Raw genomic sequence first — 15,917 nt, forward strand, 5'->3', positions numbered from 1 at the left:
GCTGCTTATCCCCCTGCTGTTTCGACTGGACGGATGCCAGCCTTGTGGTTTGCCGCTTCGGCCAGATGCGCTTCCAGTTCGGCCGCGCGATGATCGGCGCTATGCGCGGCCTCGATCCGCGCCCGCGCCGCCCGGCCCATGGCCCCGGCGTCGCGGTCCAGCGCCGCCAGAACATCCGCCGCGCCATCGGCCAGCACGATTTCCCGTCCCGGCTGGAACAGCGTCTCGATCCCGTCCCACTTGTCCGAGATGATGGGCGTGGCGCAGGCCCCGGCCTCGAACAGGCGGACGGATGGCGAGTATCCCGCCCGGATCATGTCGGCCCGCGTCACGTTCAGCGTGAAGCGGCTGGTCGAATAGAAGGCGGCGTGGTCGGCGGGCGGGCAATGCTCGATCCGCTCGACGTTTTCCGGCCAGACGATGTCCGCCGGATATTGCGGCCCGGCCACCACGAAGGACAGGTCCGGGCGGCGGCGGGCGGGCTCCAGCAGCAGCCGTTCCAAGGTCGGCTGGCGGTCGTCGCTATAGGTGCCCAGATAGGACAGGTCCCAGCGCTTCGGCACCTCTCGCGGCCCGTAAAGGTCGAGGTCCACCGAGCAATAGAGCGCCCGTGCCATGGGCGAGCCATAGCGGCTTTCGATATGGCGCAGCGTCGGGCCGCCGGTGAAGGACAGATAGACGTCGAAGCCGGGGATCACGGCGGGCGAGAGATATTCGTGGTCGCCCCGTTCCAGCTTCGCCAGCGTGACCGGCGTGTCGATGTCGTAGAAGCCGGTGGTGCCGCGCGCCCATTTCTGGACGCGGCGGGACACCTCGACCCCCTCGGGGACATAGCTGCCGACGATCACCGCATCCGCCGCCGCGATCTGGTCGCGCCAGCGTTCAAGGCCGGGAAGGTCAGCATAGAATTCCAGCCGGCACCAGTCGGGGTCCAGAAGATCCCGCTGGCTGGCATACCATGGCACGTCGCGTTCCAGGAACAGCACCTCGTGCCCGCGCCGGACAAAGGATTTCAGCAGCGCGCGGAAGGTGGTGGCATGGCCATTCCCCCAGGACGACGACAGCGACAGGCCAAGAACGACCAGCTTCATGCCGCCATCCCCTTCGCCTGCGCCTTGAACAGCGCGTCCACCTGCGCGCCGCGCAGGGCATAGGTATGTTCCGCCTTGACCCGCGCCAGCGCAGCCTGGCCGATTGCCTTCGCGCGTTCCGGGGTCAGGGCCGCCAGGTGATCCGCCACGTCCTGTCCGTCGCGGGCGACCAGCACCTCGGTATCCGGGGTCAGGAACTGCTCGATCCCTTCCCAGGCATCGGTGATCAGGCAGGCGGCCGCCCCCGCCGCCTCGAAGACGCGGGTGGCGGGGGAAAAGCCTACATTCGCCATGCTGTCGCGGGCGACGTTCAGGACCGCCAGGGGCGTGCAATTGAAGGCGTTGTGTTCATGCGTATAGACATGGCCCAGATGGCGGACATTGCCGGGCATAGGCTTGCTGTCCCAGCCGTTCCCGCCGATCAGGAAGCTGCGGTCAGCCAGCATCGCGGCGGGCTTGAGGAAGAACTCCTCGACCCGCGCCTCGCGATCCGGCAGGCGGTTGCCCAGGAAGGCAAGGTCGGATGCGAATTTCGGATCGGCGGGCGCGGGATGATGCGTCGCGGGGTCCAGCGCGTTATAGACCGGCTCGCACAGCTTCGCGCCGAAGCCGCGATAGGCGTCCACCACGGGCGGGCCGCCGCCATAGGTCAGCACCATGTCGAGGCCGGGCAGCGCGCGCCGCACGGGATGGCTGTCGTCGGCGCGCATCTCGTCCAGCGTGGCCGCCGCGTCCACGTCCCAGAATATCTTGAGCGCGCCGGGCTTGGCTTGCGCCACCACGCCTTCCAGCAGTTCCCGGTCGAAGACGCCGACGCCGTTGGCTTTCACCACGATGTCCGCATCCGCCGCCTCGGCCAGGACGCCGCGCATGGCGTCTTCCGTCGCGGGATAGACGACCGACCGGCACCAGTCCGGCGGGTCGATGTCGCGGTGCTTCTGGCGGTCGAAGGCATCGGGTTCATAGAAGGTGATGTCATAGCCGCGCTTGGCGAGTTCGCCGAGGATGCCGCGGTAATAGGTGGCCGCGCCGTTCCAATAGGACGACAGCAGGCTCGATCCGTAGAATGCGATCTTCATGCCGCAGAGGCTCCGAGGTTGAGGCCGAGCGTTCCGGCGATGGAGAGGAGTTCCTGCGCACGATGGGCGCAGGTGTGGCGGGTGCGGATGGTCTCCAGCCCGTGCGAGACAAGCGAGGCGCGCAGGGCCGGGTCGTTTGCCAGATCGCGCAGGCGGGCGGTCATTTCCCCGCCGTCCTGCGCGAACAGGAAGTCCTGTCCGGGGCGGAACAAGTTCTCGCTGTCCTGCCATGGCGCGGATACCAGCGGGATGCCGCAGGCCAGCGCCTCGAAGACGCGGATGGTGGGGATGCCGGGCAGCATCGTGGTGTAGAAGCGGCGGGGGACATGGACCGTCGCCATGTGGCGCGCGAAGATTCCCGGCGCGGCCGCATTGGGCGCCCAGCCGTGATAGCGGATGCCATAGCGGTCCAGCGTCGCCAGCGCCTCGGCCGGGTAGCGCACGCCGTAGATGTCCAGCGGCAGGTCCGCCTGCTGCGCCGGGCGGAAGAGGAAGTTTTCCAGTTCCTCGGTCCGTTCGCCGTCGCCCCAGTTGCCGATCCAGACCAGCCCCTCGCGTGCGCTTTCCTGCACGGGCGGGTGGAACAGCCTTGTGTCGGCGGCCTCGTGCCAGATCCAGACGCGGTCGCCCCAGCCCCAGCGGCGATAGACCTGGGACAGAGTCTCGCCAAAGGCCAGCACGCCGTCAAAGCCCGACAGGTCGAAGGCACGGATCGCATCCGGCTCGCTGACCGCGCGGTGATGGGTGTCGTGGAACAGCAGCTTGAAGCGGGCACCTCCCTTGCGGGCCTTGCCCAAGGTGGCCGCCAGCGAGGGGTCGTTCCATTCGTGGACGATCACCAGATCGGCGCTGCCCGCAAGCTCCACCGGGTCGGCGGCGGGGTCGTAGGTCTCGACCGTCAGCTCGGGGTAGTTCCGGCGGAAGGGCTCCAGCCCCGCCGCGCCGTGGTCGCGCAGCAGGTTGTCGAGGCTCCAGGCGCCCTGCGGCTCCAGCGCGCGGACATGGTGGCCGAGCGCCGCCAGTTCCCGCAGCACGCCGCGCAGGAAATGGGCGTTGCCATGGTTCCAGCAGCTTTGCAGCGAATGGGTGAAATAGACGATCTTCATGCGGCTTTGTCCTTGGCCGAAAGGAGGTCGCGGTAGATGCCGGACATCTGCGCGGCCATCGCGGCGGGGGTATAACGGGCGGCGCGCAGGCGTGCGGCTTCGCCTTGGGCGGCGTGGCGGTCGGGATCGGCGAGCAGGGCGGCGATGGCCCCGGCGAAGCCCGGCGCGTCGCCGGAGGGAACGAAGATGGCGGCGCCGTCCCAGAGTTCGCGGAAGGTCGGGATGTCCGACAACACCAGCGGGCAACCCGCCTGCGCGGCCTCGAGGACGGCAAGGCCGAAGGGTTCGAACCGGGCTGCGCTGGCAAAGACGGGGCGGCGGGCAAGCCAGCCGGCTAGCCCTTCGGCGGGCAGCGGGCCGGTCGCCTGCAGATGCGCTGGCGCGACCGTCGCGCCATGGGGTGCGCGGGTGGCGCCGATGGCGACGAAGGGGGCGTCCAGCAGGGCGGCGGCGGCGTCCAGCGTGGCGATGTCCTTCACCTCGTCCCACAGCCGCCCGACTGTCAGCGCGCCGGGAAAGGGCTGCGCGTCGGGCAAGGGCATCGCGGTGCGGCCGTTGTGGACCGCCGCCGGCGTCACCGGCAGGCCATAGCGTCGGGCCGTGGCCTCGGCATAGGCGCGGGTCGGCGCCACCACGCAATCCGCCGCGCGCAGGCCCTGTCCCACAAGATCGGGCAGCCAGGCCAGCGCGGGGTCCACCGGACCGCCGCGCGCCGCGTCCCACCAGGTGCCAAGACAGCCGTGGTTCACCGCCACGACCGGCTGGTCAAACCGCGCCACGGCCAGAGCCGGGGCGTTCAGATGCACCAGATCCGCGCCGAGCTGACGGGCCAGTTGCGCCACGGCCTCGCCCGCCGCCAGCACGGGTGCGGGGCCGTCGCTCAGCCAGTCCAGCGGCAGGCCGGTTTCAACCAGGGTAACACCCGCCGCATCCGCCGCCGCGCGCTGGTCCGGGTCGGGCGCGGGACCAAGCACCGCGAGCGTGACCTCGGCATCCAAGGCCCCCGCCAGTTCCAGCGAATATTGCCAGACCCCGCCGACCGCGTCGGTGGTCATCAGCACCCGCATCATGCGGATTTCGCCAGGGGTTGGCCGATGGGCAGGTTGATCCCGCCCTCGGATGCCAGCCATTGCGCCAGCCGGGTCACGCCGTCCTGCCAGTCCACCTTGGGCGAGAGTTCCAGCGCCTGGTCCGCCGCGCGGGTATCGGCCACGAAGTAACGCTGGTCGCCCGCCCGCCAGTCGGAATAGGCGATGTCCACGGGCCGGTCGATGATCCGGCCCACAAAGTCCAGCAACTGCCGCAGGCTGACCGCGTTCCGCGGCCCGCCGCCCAGGTTGAAGACGCGGCCCGAAACCCGGTCGATGCGGTCCCAGGCGGCCAGATAGGCCTCGACCGCGTTGGACACGTCCAGGATGTCGCGCACCTGGCAGCCGTCGCCGTAAAGCGTGATCCCCTGCCCTTTCAGGGCGCGGATCAGGAAATGGGCGACCCAGCCCTGATCCTCGGTCCCCATCTGGCGCTGGCCATAGATGCAGGACATCCGCAAGACGCAGGTCGGCACGCCGAAGCTGCGCGCATAGTCCAGCACATATTGGTCCGCCGCGCCCTTGGAACAGCCATAGGGCGTATGGAAATCCAGCGGGCGTGCCTCGCCGATGCCATGAGCGCGGACATCGCCGTCGGTGGGGCGATAGGCCTCGCCCTCCAGCGCGAAGTCGAGATCCGCCAGATCGCCATAGACCTTGTTCGTGGACGCAAAGACCAGCGGCGTGCCGTCGTTCTTGGCACGCAGGGCCTCCAGCAGGTTCATCGTGCCGATCAGGTTGATCGTCATGTCCTCGACCGGCTCGACCATGCTGGTGGTCACGGCGACCTGCGCGGCCAGGTGGAAGACCACCTTCGCCTGTTGCGCGGCCGCCGCCATGCGGGCGGCGTCGCGGATGTCGGCCTGGACATGCTCGATCCGGTCGCCGTGACGGGATTGCAGCCAGGACAGGTTGCGTTCCACGCCGGGGCGGCTCAGGGCGTCATAGACGATGACCCGGTGACCGTCCGAGGCCAGCCGGTCGGCGAGGTTCGAGCCGATGAAGCCCGCGCCCCCCGTGACCAGCACGGGCCGGGGATCGGCCGATGCGTCGGTGCGCCCGGTCATGCCACCAGCCCGCGCTTGTCGAGTTCGGCCCGCATCTTTTCCACGTTGTCCACCGCCGTCTGGCTGGCGACCCATTCGGCCAGTTCGGCAAGCCCCTCGCGGAAATCCGTCTGCGCGGTGAAGCCCAGCTTTTCGGCGGCAAGCCGCGTGTCGCAGAAGCAATGGCGGATGTCGCCGATCCGGGCCTTGCCGACGATCTGCGGTTCCAGCGAATTACGGCCCATGGCGCGGCCCAGTTCCTGCGCGACCTCGGTCACGGACCGGTCATGGCCGGACCCGATGTTGAAGGTGCCGCCCGCCGCCTGCGGCAGGGACAGCGCCTCGGCGAATGCGCGGGCCACGTCCGAGACATGGACGAAATCGCGGCGCTGTTCGCCATCCTCGAAGATCATCGGCGCTTGGCCGTTGAGGTAGCGCGAGGCGAAGATCGCCAGCACCCCGGTATAGGGGTTCGACAGCGCCTGTCCGGGGCCGAAGACGTTGAACAGCCGCAGGCACACGCCCTCGATCCCGTAAGGGGCCGTCATGATATGGGTGGTGCGTTCCTGCACGAACTTGTTCAGCGCATAGATGGAGGCAAGGTTCGGGCGCTTCCATTCGGGCGTCGCGACGGGGGTCAGGGGGCGGCCCTGGACGTCGGTCGGATCCCATTGCTTCAGCCCGTCGCGGATGCCCACGCGCTCGGCATCCTCGACCGTCTGGCCGTCGGCATCCTTGTAAAGCCCCTCGCCATAGATGGACATCGAGGAGGCGGTGACGACGCGGCGCACGGGGTTGTCGATCAGCTTCTCGAACAGGACGGCGGTGCCCACGTCGTTCGTGGATGTATATCGCTCGACCTCGTACATGGACTGGCCCACGCCGACCTCGGCGGCCAGATGGATCACGCTGTCCACGCCCTTCAGCGCGCGGGCAATGGCATCCCCGTCGCGCACGTCGCCCTGGATGAACTCGGCTTCCGCATTCAGCGCATCGGGGCGTCCCGCGCCGTCGCCATGGACCTGCGGGATCAGCGCATCCAGCACGCGAACCTGATGGCCGCGCCGCAGCAACTCGTCCGTGACGAAGCGCCCGATGAACCCCGCGCCGCCCGTGATCAGAACCTTTTCCAATGTGTCCCCCGTCCTGTTGTTTCAGAAATTGCAACGGTATCAGTGTTGTGATGTAAAAGCCCCCATGCAGATTTGGTTCCATCTTCTTCTTCATCTTTGTTGCCCGGCCCCCCGCCAGCCTGCCCGGGGCGGCGCATGAGCGTGCTGATTGGCCTGGTCCGCCACGGTGCGCATGACGACCTGGGCACCTGGCTGAGCGGGCGGACGCGCGATATCGCGCTGAACGCGGCGGGGCGGGATCAGACCGCCGCCCTGTCCCACCGGCTGGCCGGGCGGGGCATTGCGGCCATCGCCACAAGCCCCCGCCGCCGCACAATCGAGACCGCCGCGATCCTGGGGCAAGGCCTGGGCCTGACCCCGGTCCGGGACGACGCCCTGGACGAGATCGACTTCGGCGCCTGGTCGGGCGCGCGCTTTGCCGACCTGGACGGCGATCCCGCCTGGCGGCACTGGAACGCGGCGCGGGGGACCGCGCCCACGCCGGGGGGCGAGACGATGGGTGCCGCCGTGTCGCGCGCCATGGCCCATCTGGACGGGCTTGCGCGGCAGGGCGGCGGGCCGGTCCTTTGCGTCAGCCATTGCGACGTGATCCGGGGGGTGATCGCCCATGTCCTGGGCCTGCCCCTGGACAACATCCTGCGCTTCGACATCGACCCGGCTTCGGTCAGTTGGGTGATGGCGCATGGACAAGGCATGGCTCATGTCCTAACCATTAACGGCAGGGAATGACGGAACGGATAATGAACGCAGCGCAGATTGCCCAGAAAGCAGAAGGACTTGGCCCCTGGTTCCAGAACCTGGATCTGAAGGGCGTCAGGACCGCGCCGTCGCATTTCCTGGGCGATTACCCTGCGGACAAGTTCTCTCGTTTCGCGCATCTGCTTCCCGCGGATCTGACCGGCAAGACGGTCTTGGACATCGGCTGCAACGCCGGCTTCTACAGCTTCGAGATGCGCAGGCGCGGGGCCGCCCGCGTGCTGGGCATCGACACCGACGCCCGCTATCTGGCGCAGGCCCGCTTTGCCGCCGAGGTGCTGGACATGGACGGGGTCGAGTTCCGGCAGATGGGCGTCTATGACGTGGCTGCGCTGGGGGAACGCTTCGACCTCGTGATCTTCATGGGGGTGCTGTATCACCTGCGCCATCCGCTGCTGGCGCTGGATCTGATCCGGGAACATGTCGCGGGCGACCTGATGCTGTTCCAGACCCTGACGCGCGGCCCCGACACGGTGGCCCAGGCTGCCGAGGATTACGACTTTTCGGAAGACGCCCATTTCCAGGCGCCCGACTGGCCCCGCATGGCCTTCATCGAGCGGCAATGGGCCAATGACTGGACCAACTGGTGGGTCCCGAACCGCGCGGGGGTCGAGGCGATGCTGCGCGCCTCGGGCTTTTCCGCCCTCGCCGGCCCCGCCGACGAGGTCTATCTGTGCCGCACCGCCCCGGTGCCATTTGCCGAATACGGACCGGCGGCGGTCTATCCCGCCTGTCCCAACCAAGGAGAAGCCGCCCGATGATCGAAGCCGCGATGATCTGGAACGAGCCGAACAACAAGTCCCACTGGGATCCCGAACTGGACCCCGACTGGTCGCGCTTCGGCCAATGCGTGTCGCTGGCCGGGCAGGCGATCAGGGATGTGAACCCGGCCGTGACCCGCGTCCTGGGCGGCATGTCGCCCATCGACCCCTTGTGGGTGCAGCGGATGGAAGGGCATGGGGCGCTGGATCATGTGGACGTGGTCGCGGTCCACGGCTTTCCGCTGGACTGGAACCTGTGGCAGATCCACGAATGGCCCGCCAAGGTGGCCGAGATCGAGGCCGTCACGGACAAGCCCGTCTGGGTGACCGAGGTCGGCGTCGGATCCTTCGGCGCCGAGGAGGTGCAGGTTTTCGGCGTCCAGAAGACCGCCGAACTGCTGGTCGGCCGCGTGCCGCGCATCTTCTGGTATTCGCTGTTCGACCTGCCGCAGGAATGGGGCGCCACGACACGCCACCGCGAGGCCGAGGGCAGTTCCTATTACCGCCATTTCTACATGGGCCTGATCCGCGCCGACGGCACGCCCAAGCCGGGGCTTGACGCCTATGCGCCGCACGCCGCCGACATGGGGCTGATGCAGTGGTTCCATTACCAGGATCCGCGCCTTGACGATGCGGTGGCCTGGATGAAGCGGCTGGGCGTGCGGCACCTGCGCACCGGCCTGTCCTGGGCCGACAGCTTCCGCCCCGACGCGCTGGGCTGGTTCGACCGGCAGATGGAGGCGCTGGCCGATTTCGACACCACCGTGACCTTCTGCTTCACGCCCGAACACCTGGGCCCCGGCGCGCATCACACCAGCCCGCCGCATGATCCGCAACAATTCGCGGATTTCTGTGCCACGATGATTGAACGATACGCGCCCCGCCGTGTTGAGACCCAGCCAGCTACATTGCTGTCGGCCCTGACTTGACCCGTCCAGACCGGAAGGCCCCTACATGAAAGACGCCCATATGCCGATCAACATCGCCATCGTCGGGGTCGGCAACTGCGCCAGTTCCCTGGTGCAGGGGCTGACGCATTATGCCGGGCGAAACGATGCCACGGGGCTGATGCACCACAGCCTTGCGGGCTATCGCCCCGATGACATCCGGGTGGTCGCGGCCTGGGACATCGACGCCCGCAAGGTGGGCCGCGACGTGGCCCAGGCGATCTTCGCCCTGCCCAACTGCACGGCCGTCTTTGCCCCCGAGGTGCCCGATACCGGCGCCGTGGTCCGCATGGGCCGCGTCCTGGACGGCGTGGCCGAACACATGGCCGATTACCCCGAGGCGCGGACCTTCCTGCCCGCCGACGAACCCGAACCCACGCGCGACGAGGTCGTGGCCGCGCTGCGCGACGCGCGGGTGGACGTGCTGATGAACTATCTGCCCGTGGGCAGCCAGAAGGCGACCGAATTCTATGCCGAATGCGCGCTGGAAGCGGGCGTGGCCTTCGTCAACAACATCCCCGTCTTCATCGCCTCGGACCCGGCCTGGGCGGAACGGTTCGAAAAGGCGGGCGTGCCGATCATCGGCGACGACATCAAGGCCCAGCTTGGCGCGACCATCGTGCATCGGGTGCTGACCGACCTGTTCCACAAGCGCGGCGTCAAGCTGTGCCGGACCTATCAGTTGAACACCGGCGGCAACACCGACTTCCTGAACATGGCGAACCACAAACGCCTGGAAAAGAAGAAGATCTCGAAGACCGAGGCCGTGCAGTCGGTCGCCGCCGACCGCATCGCGGACGAGAATATCCATGTCGGCCCCTCCGATTACGTCGCCTGGCAGAACGACAACAAGGTCTGCTTCCTGCGGATGGAGGGCGAGTTGTTCGGCGGCGTGCCCATGAACCTGGAACTGCGCCTGTCGGTCGAGGACAGCCCGAATTCCGCGGGCGTCGCCATCGACATGATCCGCTGCGCCGCCATTGCCCGCGACCGGGGCCTTGCCGGGCCGGTGCTGGCGCCTGCCGCCTATTTCTGCAAGCACCCGCCCGAGCAGATGACCGACGACGAGGCCTATGAGGCGGTCGAGGCCTTTATCGCCGAAGGCTTGCCCGTGGCCGCATCCCTGTCGTGACCGCTGCCGGGATGACCGGGGGCGCCCTCCCCCTCCACTTCCTCCAGCGCGTCCAGGACCTGCTCGGGATCGACGTTCTTCTCGACCTCCTGGGCCGCGCCTTCGTCGACGGGCACGTCCAGCCTTTCGGCCATCCGGTGGATCACGCTCGCAAGCTTGGTCAGTTCGTCCTCGGTCAGCAGGCTGACATGCAGGGTGAAGTCGGCGCGGGCATCGGCGCGCTGTTCCTCACGCCGCTGGTTCATCAGCACGAACAGCGACAGGAAGATCGCCTCGGTCGAGGCGACGGAGCCGATCAGCCCCAGACCCTCGCCGAAGGGGACGGGAATGGGGATCAGGTCGGTCAGCACCAGCAGCAACCCGCCGTAAAAGACGACATGCAGCAGGATGAAGGTCATCGACCCCGCGATGCGCGTGATCCGTTCGGCGATCTTGTCGCTGATCGAAGCGCGGGCGTCCTCTTGCCGGCGGCGCCGGACCAGCCGCAGGATGTTGCTGGTCAGTTGCTCTTTCATGTCCTCGCCGGGGGGGACGGGATCTTTCTGGTCCATGACAGCCTCGCCAAGCCTGCCAAGAACAAGGAACCGGGCAGCGCCCGGGTTCCAGGAGAAGTCCTATGATCCAGACCATGCGTGCGGCGGTCCTTGAGGGACCGCAGCGATTTTCCGTGGCCGAAGTGCCCGTCCCCCAGCCCGGCGCGGGCGAGGTGCTGATCCGCCTGGAAGGCTGCGGCGTCTGCGCGTCGAACGTCGAACCCTGGGAAGGCCAGCCCTGGTCCACCTGGCCCGGCGCGCCGGGCGGCATGGGTCACGAGGGCTGGGGCCGCATCGTGGCCTTGGGCGAGGGGGTCGAGGGCCTGTCGGTAGGCGACCGCGTGACGGCGCTGACGGAACGGTCCTATGCCGAATACGATCTGGCGCAGGCCGACATGGTGGTGCCGCTGCCCGCGTCCCTGGAAGGGATGCCGGTTCCCGGGGAACCCGTGGCCTGCGCCATGAACATCTTTGCGCGGTCCGATATCCGCGCGGGCCAGACGGTGGTGATCGTCGGCATCGGCTTTCTGGGCGCGATCCTGACGCGGCTGGCCGTGGATGCGGGGGCAAGGGTCATCGCCGTGTCGCGCCGGGCGGAAACGCTGGACCTGGCGCGCCGGATGGGCGCGGCGGAAACCATCCCCATGGACGATCATTGGCGCATCATCGAGGATGTGAAGCGCCTGACCGATGGCCGCATGGCCCCTCGGGTGATCGAATGCGTGGGCAAGCAGTGGCCCCTTGATCTGGCCGGGGAACTCGTGGCCGAGGGCGGGCGTCTGGTGATCGCAGGCTATCACCAGGACGGACCCCGGCAAGTGAACATGCAGATGTGGAACTGGAAGGGCATCGACATCGCCAGCGCCCATGAACGTGACGCGGGTGTCCGCATGGCAGGCCTGCGCGCGGCGGTCGATGCGCTGGCCTCGGGCCGACTGGACTTGGGGCCGCTGCTGACCGGGAGTTATGCGCTGGATCAATTGGGTGAGGCGCTGGCCGCGACCCGCGACAAGCCGGGCGCCTTCGTCAAGGCCTGGATGGCGCTGTGAGCCGCCCCCGTCTGGGTTTCCTCGGCACCGGCTGGATCGGGCGGCACCGGATGGCGGCGCTGGCCGCGACGGGGCTGGCCGAGATCGTAGCGGTGGCTGAGCCCGACGACACCTGCGCCGCCGAGGCGCTGTCGCTGGCATCGGGCGCCAGGCGGGTGGATGGGCTGGACGCGCTGCTGCGCGAAGACATCGACGCGGTGGTGATCGCCACCCCGAGCGCCGCCCATGCGGAACAGTCCATCGCCGCGCTGAATGCCGGCAAGGCGGTCTTCTGCCAGAAGCCGCTGGGCCGCACCGGCCCCGAGGTGGCGCAGGTGGTCGAGGCCGCGCGCCGCGCCGACCGGCTGCTGGGCGTGGACCTGTCCTATCGCCAGACCGCCGCGATGGGCGCGATCCGGCCGCTGCTGGACGCGGGCGCCTTGGGCCATGTCTTCGGCGTGGACGTGACCTTCCACAACGCCTGGGGGCCGGACAAGCCCTGGTTCTATGACCCGAATCTGTCGGGCGGCGGCTGCGTCGTGGACCTGGGCGTTCACCTGATCGACCTCGCGCTGTGGTCGCTCGGCTGGCCCGAGGTCGAGCGCGTCGAAAGCCGCCTTTACGCCAAGGGCGCGCCGCTGGCCGATCCCTCGCGCCAAGTCGAGGATTACGCCCTCGCCATGCTGGACCTTGCGGGCGGGACGGTGGTGCGGCTCGCCTGTTCCTGGGGCCTGCAGGCGGGGCGAGAGGCGGTGATCGCGGCCGAGTTCTATGGCACCGAAGGGGGCGCGAGCCTGCGAAACGTCAACGGCTCCTTCTACGACCTGCGGGCCGAGCGGCATCACCATATCCGCGCGGAAGCCTTGGCCGAGCCGCCTGACGACTGGGGCGGGCGCGCGGCGGTGGACTGGCTGACGCGGCTGGCGCAGGGCGCGCGCTACGACGACGAGGCGCGGCATCTGGTGACGGTCGCGCAGGTGATCGACCGGATCTACGGGCGATAAATGCGGGTCGGTGTCCTGACCTTTCACCGCTGCATCAACTACGGCAGCTACTGGCAGGCCCGCTGCCTGGTCGAGGCCATCGCCGCCCGCGGCCATGACGCCGTGCTGCTGGACCACCAGTCCCGTGACGTGACCTCGCGCGAATGGCGCTATGCCTTCCAGCCGCTGACGCCGCAGCGGTCGTCCCGCGCGGATGTGGCGCAATACGGGCGCAAGCTGCGCAAGTTTGTGCAGGCTTTCGAAACGCTGCCCTTGTCCGCGCCTTTCGATCTGGACGCGCCCGAGGCGATGCCGCCGGTGGACCTTGCGGTGATCGGCAGCGACGAGGTGCTGAACCTCTCGCATCCCTGGTATGGCGGCAAGCCCGTCTTCTGGGGCGAAGGGATCGCCGCGCCGCGCGTCGTGACCTATGCGGCAAGCTTCGGGAACTACGCCGCCGATTTCGTCGAGCCGCAATGGGCGGAACGCCTGCGTGATCTGGACGCGATCTCGGTACGCGACGACAACAGCTTCGGGCTGGTGGAAGGGGCCACGGGCGCCGAACCGGCGATGGTGCTGGACCCGGTGCTGCTCAACCCGCCCAAGGTCGAGGCCGCCGATGAAGCGCCTTACGTTCTGGTCTATGGCCACCACATCCCCGACTGGTTCGCCACCCGCGTCAGCGAGGCCGCCCGTGCAAGGGGCCTGCGGACGCTCAGCGTGGGCTATCGCAACGACTGGGCCGACGAGCAGCGGCTGGATGCCGGACCGCAGGACTTCGCGGCGCTGGTGGCGGGGGCCGAAGCAGTGGCGACAACCTATTTCCACGGCTGCTGCTTCGCGCTGGTGAACGGCAAGCCGCTGGTCTGCGCGCCCTCGGATTACCGCTGGACCAAGGTCCGCGACCTGGCCGCGCTGCTGGGGGCGGAACGCCACCTGACCTTCGAGGACCGCGACCCCGCCGATGTAGGCGCATTGCTGGCCGAGCCGGTGTCAGGGGGGGTCCTGGCGCGCATTGCGGAACTGCGGGCGCAGTCGGAGGACTGGCTGAACGCGGCGCTGGCGGGGCAGGCATGACGCGGGCGCTCAGCCCTGCACAGATCGTCCGCTCGGGCCTCTGCATCGGCTGCGGGGCCTGTACCTCGGGCACCGACGCGCAGATGGCCTGGGACGGTTACGGCCAGTTGAAGCCCACTGGCCCCGCGACCCACCGGCGCAGCGAGGGGTTCGCCAAGCTCTGCCCCTTCTCGCCCGAGGCGACGAACGAGGACCAGATCGCCGCCGCGCGCTTCCCCGAGGCGCCGCAGCACGACGCCCGCTTGGGCCGCTATACCTCCTGCCATGTCGGCGCGGCGACCGAACCGCCCTTCCGCGAACGCGGCAGTTCCGGCGGCATGGTCAGCTGGGTCGCCGCCGAACTGATGCGGCGCGGAGAGATCGACGGAGTCCTTCACGTCCACCCCGGCCGACCGGGCGAACCCTTCTTCGGCTATCGCATCAGCCGGTCCGAGGAGGAACTGCTGGCCGGCGCCCGGTCCCGCTATCACCCGATCCATCTGGCCGAGGTGCTGGATCAGGTCCGCGCCACACCCGGCCGCTATGCGGTGGTCGGCATCCCTTGCTTCATCAAGGTGGTGCATCTGGCCCGTGCGCAGGATGCCGTTCTGGCGGAACGGATCACGCATATGCTGGGCCTCTTCTGCGGCCACATGAAAAGCGCGCGCTTCGTCGAAAGCTTCGCCTGGCAGCTTGGCGCGGACCACGACCGGGTGCGGGCCGTCGAATACCGGCTGAAGGACGCGAACCGGCCCGCGAACTGGTACACGGCGCATCTGACGCTGGACGACGGCAGCACGGTGCAGAACGAATGGTTCCACCTGGCCGACGGCGACTGGGGCGCGGGCTATTTCCAGAACTCGGCCTGCAATTTCTGCGACGACGTGGTGGCGGAAACGGCGGATGTCAGCTTCGGCGACGCCTGGGTCGAGCCCTATTCCTCGGACGGCCGCGGGACCAACGTGGTGGTGGTCCGCGCGCCCCTGATCCAGCGCCTGATCGACGAGGCCCGCGCGCAGGGGCGGCTGGACCTTGAGCAGGTCGATGCCGATTTCGTGGCCGACACCCAGGCCGCAGGCTTCCGCCAGCGTCGCGAGGGGCTGGCCTATCGCCTCACCTGGGCCAGGCGTGGCATTCGCCCGATCAAGCGTGTGGCACCATCGGCGGCAGGGATCGGGTGGCGCAGGAAGCTGGTCTATCGCACCCGCGCCGCGATCAGCCGCGGGTCTCACCGGATGGCATGGCTGGCCGCTGCAACCGGCCGCCCACAGATCTATCTCGGCTGGGCAAGGAAAGCCTATGTGATCTATGAGGGATTGACCTACTGCCGCGGCAGGCTTGCCCCGCTGTTCGCCAGGATCGAGCGAATGGCAAACGGACGGCACGATGACACCCGCTTGCCCTGAGGGCTGGTAAACGAGCTGGTTGGACAGTTTGGTTTCGAGGGAGCACGGTCGATCATTCCGCGACGCGCTGAGAACAGCGGTGGAAAAACCAAAAACCAGCTCACGGAAACGGCGGCATCAGCCAGACGACTCCACCAGGTGCGACAGCCCGGCATTCGGACCGGTATTCAGGGCGAAAGTGGCTGTGGCTGCAACCAAGGTTAGCAAGACACTGATCAAGCGGACGCAGCATGCCGACGTTCACCCGAACCGGATCACGCAGGGGCGTGATCAGCTGCTTGCCGTCGCGCCGGGTGTAAAGACCTTGCATGCGAGGACGGGAAGGTGGCGGGAGAGTAGTTTCTGATCCGCGCGCGGCAATCTCAGCGGTAAGCGCCACCGGCTCTAGCGAGCCGCGCAAAGCTCTGTAGCAAGGAGACCTGCCTGCGGGCCTGTGACGGCGACGGAAGCAAAGAGTTGATCGGCCATGGGGCCGGCTTCTGCAGCAGCGACGCCCACAGCCGTTGCTTGACGGGAAAGCGCTGATCAGGCCTTCTTCAACCAGCCGATGTTCTAAGCGTTTTGCGGTTTGATCTTTGGGATCGGGCTGATGCCTGCCGCTTCGGCGCCGGGCGGTGCCGCATCGAACTCGTGGGCGAGCTTGCGGCCATCCTGGCACTGGTATCGACGGACATGCGAAAGCCCTCGCGTTTGGCGAGGGCTTGATGGGGAATGTTGGTTGCGGGGGCAGGATTTGAACCTGCGGCCTTCAGGTTATGAGCCTGACGAGCTA

General features: G+C 68.2%; 16 protein-coding genes. 8 read left to right on the top strand and 8 right to left on the bottom strand.

What is annotated here, in order from left to right; translation table 11 throughout:
- Positions 1–5: 5 nt before the first annotated feature.
- Genes IEX25_RS15585 through IEX25_RS15610 form a run of 6 tightly spaced genes read right to left on the bottom strand, consistent with a single transcriptional unit; the run spans position 6 to position 6,543 of the window.
- A complete protein-coding gene (locus tag IEX25_RS15585; RefSeq protein WP_188716165.1) occupies positions 6–1,091 on the bottom strand; it encodes a CgeB family protein in 1,086 nt (361 codons plus the stop codon).
- The gene (locus IEX25_RS15590) at positions 1,088–2,170 is read right to left on the bottom strand and encodes a CgeB family protein (protein ID WP_188716167.1); all 1,083 of its coding nucleotides are present in this window, start codon (positions 2,168–2,170) and stop codon (positions 1,088–1,090) included. Before IEX25_RS15590 ends, IEX25_RS15585 begins: the two co-directional genes overlap by 4 nt.
- Entirely contained in the window at positions 2,167–3,276 is a 1,110-nt protein-coding gene (locus tag IEX25_RS15595; protein WP_188716169.1) for a CgeB family protein, read from the bottom strand. Before IEX25_RS15595 ends, IEX25_RS15590 begins: the two co-directional genes overlap by 4 nt.
- The gene (locus IEX25_RS15600; protein WP_188716171.1) at positions 3,273–4,343 is read right to left on the bottom strand and encodes a glycosyltransferase family 4 protein; all 1,071 of its coding nucleotides are present in this window, start codon (positions 4,341–4,343) and stop codon (positions 3,273–3,275) included. The genes IEX25_RS15595 and IEX25_RS15600 overlap by 4 nt, the downstream gene beginning before the upstream one ends.
- Positions 4,343–5,431, bottom strand: a complete 1,089-nt coding sequence (locus tag IEX25_RS15605) for an SDR family NAD(P)-dependent oxidoreductase (protein WP_188716173.1) — start codon at positions 5,429–5,431, stop codon at positions 4,343–4,345. Before IEX25_RS15605 ends, IEX25_RS15600 begins: the two co-directional genes overlap by 1 nt.
- Positions 5,428–6,543, bottom strand: coding sequence for an NAD-dependent epimerase/dehydratase family protein (locus tag IEX25_RS15610; RefSeq protein ID WP_188716175.1), 1,116 nt, complete (start codon positions 6,541–6,543; stop codon positions 5,428–5,430). Before IEX25_RS15610 ends, IEX25_RS15605 begins: the two co-directional genes overlap by 4 nt.
- 135 nt (positions 6,544–6,678) lie before the next feature.
- Here IEX25_RS15610 and IEX25_RS15615 point away from each other — a divergent pair, with 135 nt between their 5' ends.
- Genes IEX25_RS15615 through IEX25_RS15630 form a run of 4 tightly spaced genes read left to right on the top strand, consistent with a single transcriptional unit; the run spans position 6,679 to position 10,139 of the window.
- Positions 6,679–7,272, top strand: coding sequence for a histidine phosphatase family protein (locus IEX25_RS15615; protein WP_188716177.1), 594 nt, complete (start codon positions 6,679–6,681; stop codon positions 7,270–7,272).
- An 11-nt stretch (positions 7,273–7,283) separates the two neighbouring features.
- The gene (locus IEX25_RS15620) at positions 7,284–8,060 is read left to right on the top strand and encodes a TIGR04290 family methyltransferase (RefSeq protein WP_188716179.1); all 777 of its coding nucleotides are present in this window, start codon (positions 7,284–7,286) and stop codon (positions 8,058–8,060) included.
- On the top strand, positions 8,057–8,989 hold the full coding sequence (locus tag IEX25_RS15625; protein WP_103174667.1) for a glycosyl hydrolase: 933 nt from the start codon (positions 8,057–8,059) through the stop codon (positions 8,987–8,989). The genes IEX25_RS15620 and IEX25_RS15625 overlap by 4 nt, the downstream gene beginning before the upstream one ends.
- Before the next feature lie 25 nt (positions 8,990–9,014).
- The gene (locus IEX25_RS15630; RefSeq protein WP_229665315.1) at positions 9,015–10,139 is read left to right on the top strand and encodes an inositol-3-phosphate synthase; all 1,125 of its coding nucleotides are present in this window, start codon (positions 9,015–9,017) and stop codon (positions 10,137–10,139) included.
- Here IEX25_RS15630 and IEX25_RS15635 read toward each other — a convergent pair.
- Positions 10,079–10,654, bottom strand: coding sequence for a DUF1003 domain-containing protein (locus IEX25_RS15635; RefSeq protein ID WP_188716181.1), 576 nt, complete (start codon positions 10,652–10,654; stop codon positions 10,079–10,081). The genes IEX25_RS15630 and IEX25_RS15635 overlap by 61 nt on opposite strands.
- A 101-nt stretch (positions 10,655–10,755) precedes the next feature.
- Between IEX25_RS15635 and IEX25_RS15640 the strand changes: the two genes are divergently transcribed.
- From IEX25_RS15640 to IEX25_RS15655, 4 genes are read left to right on the top strand one after another with little or no spacing between them, the layout of a single operon-like run.
- Complete coding sequence (locus tag IEX25_RS15640; protein ID WP_229665317.1) at positions 10,756–11,721, top strand: MDR/zinc-dependent alcohol dehydrogenase-like family protein; 966 nt, start codon at positions 10,756–10,758, stop codon at positions 11,719–11,721.
- Positions 11,718–12,704: a Gfo/Idh/MocA family protein gene (locus IEX25_RS15645; RefSeq protein ID WP_268236161.1), complete on the top strand. Its 987-nt coding sequence runs from the start codon at positions 11,718–11,720 to the stop codon at positions 12,702–12,704. Before IEX25_RS15640 ends, IEX25_RS15645 begins: the two co-directional genes overlap by 4 nt.
- Entirely contained in the window at positions 12,705–13,760 is a 1,056-nt protein-coding gene (locus IEX25_RS15650) for a polysaccharide pyruvyl transferase family protein (RefSeq protein ID WP_188716183.1), read from the top strand. It abuts the gene before it with no gap.
- Positions 13,757–15,145, top strand: coding sequence for a Coenzyme F420 hydrogenase/dehydrogenase, beta subunit C-terminal domain (locus IEX25_RS15655; protein ID WP_229665318.1), 1,389 nt, complete (start codon positions 13,757–13,759; stop codon positions 15,143–15,145). The genes IEX25_RS15650 and IEX25_RS15655 overlap by 4 nt, the downstream gene beginning before the upstream one ends.
- 100 nt (positions 15,146–15,245) lie before the next feature.
- On the opposite strand, the gene IEX25_RS15660 is transcribed toward IEX25_RS15655, so the two are convergent.
- A complete protein-coding gene (locus tag IEX25_RS15660) occupies positions 15,246–15,455 on the bottom strand; it encodes a hypothetical protein (protein WP_188716185.1) in 210 nt (69 codons plus the stop codon).
- Positions 15,456–15,917 lie beyond the last annotated feature (462 nt).

Origin of the sequence: Paracoccus acridae, assembly GCF_014642735.1 — a bacterium.
In the GTDB taxonomy this organism is placed as follows: Bacteria; Pseudomonadota; Alphaproteobacteria; order Rhodobacterales; family Rhodobacteraceae; genus Paracoccus; species Paracoccus acridae.

Coding starts and splice junctions, on each gene's coding strand:
- IEX25_RS15650 (WP_188716183.1), top strand. CDS start 12,705: ATGCGGGTCGGTGTCCTGACCTTTCACCGCTGCATCAACTACGGCAGC.
- IEX25_RS15595 (WP_188716169.1), bottom strand. CDS start 3,276: ATGAAGATCGTCTATTTCACCCATTCGCTGCAAAGCTGCTGGAACCAT.
- IEX25_RS15600 (WP_188716171.1), bottom strand. CDS start 4,343: ATGCGGGTGCTGATGACCACCGACGCGGTCGGCGGGGTCTGGCAATAT.
- IEX25_RS15625 (WP_103174667.1), top strand. CDS start 8,057: ATGATCGAAGCCGCGATGATCTGGAACGAGCCGAACAACAAGTCCCAC.
- IEX25_RS15630 (WP_229665315.1), top strand. CDS start 9,015: ATGAAAGACGCCCATATGCCGATCAACATCGCCATCGTCGGGGTCGGC.
- IEX25_RS15590 (WP_188716167.1), bottom strand. CDS start 2,170: ATGAAGATCGCATTCTACGGATCGAGCCTGCTGTCGTCCTATTGGAAC.
- IEX25_RS15655 (WP_229665318.1), top strand. CDS start 13,757: ATGACGCGGGCGCTCAGCCCTGCACAGATCGTCCGCTCGGGCCTCTGC.
- IEX25_RS15660 (WP_188716185.1), bottom strand. CDS start 15,455: ATGCAAGGTCTTTACACCCGGCGCGACGGCAAGCAGCTGATCACGCCC.
- IEX25_RS15585 (WP_188716165.1), bottom strand. CDS start 1,091: ATGAAGCTGGTCGTTCTTGGCCTGTCGCTGTCGTCGTCCTGGGGGAAT.
- IEX25_RS15620 (WP_188716179.1), top strand. CDS start 7,284: ATGAACGCAGCGCAGATTGCCCAGAAAGCAGAAGGACTTGGCCCCTGG.
- IEX25_RS15635 (WP_188716181.1), bottom strand. CDS start 10,654: ATGAAAGAGCAACTGACCAGCAACATCCTGCGGCTGGTCCGGCGCCGC.
- IEX25_RS15640 (WP_229665317.1), top strand. CDS start 10,756: ATGATCCAGACCATGCGTGCGGCGGTCCTTGAGGGACCGCAGCGATTT.
- IEX25_RS15615 (WP_188716177.1), top strand. CDS start 6,679: ATGAGCGTGCTGATTGGCCTGGTCCGCCACGGTGCGCATGACGACCTG.
- IEX25_RS15605 (WP_188716173.1), bottom strand. CDS start 5,431: ATGACCGGGCGCACCGACGCATCGGCCGATCCCCGGCCCGTGCTGGTC.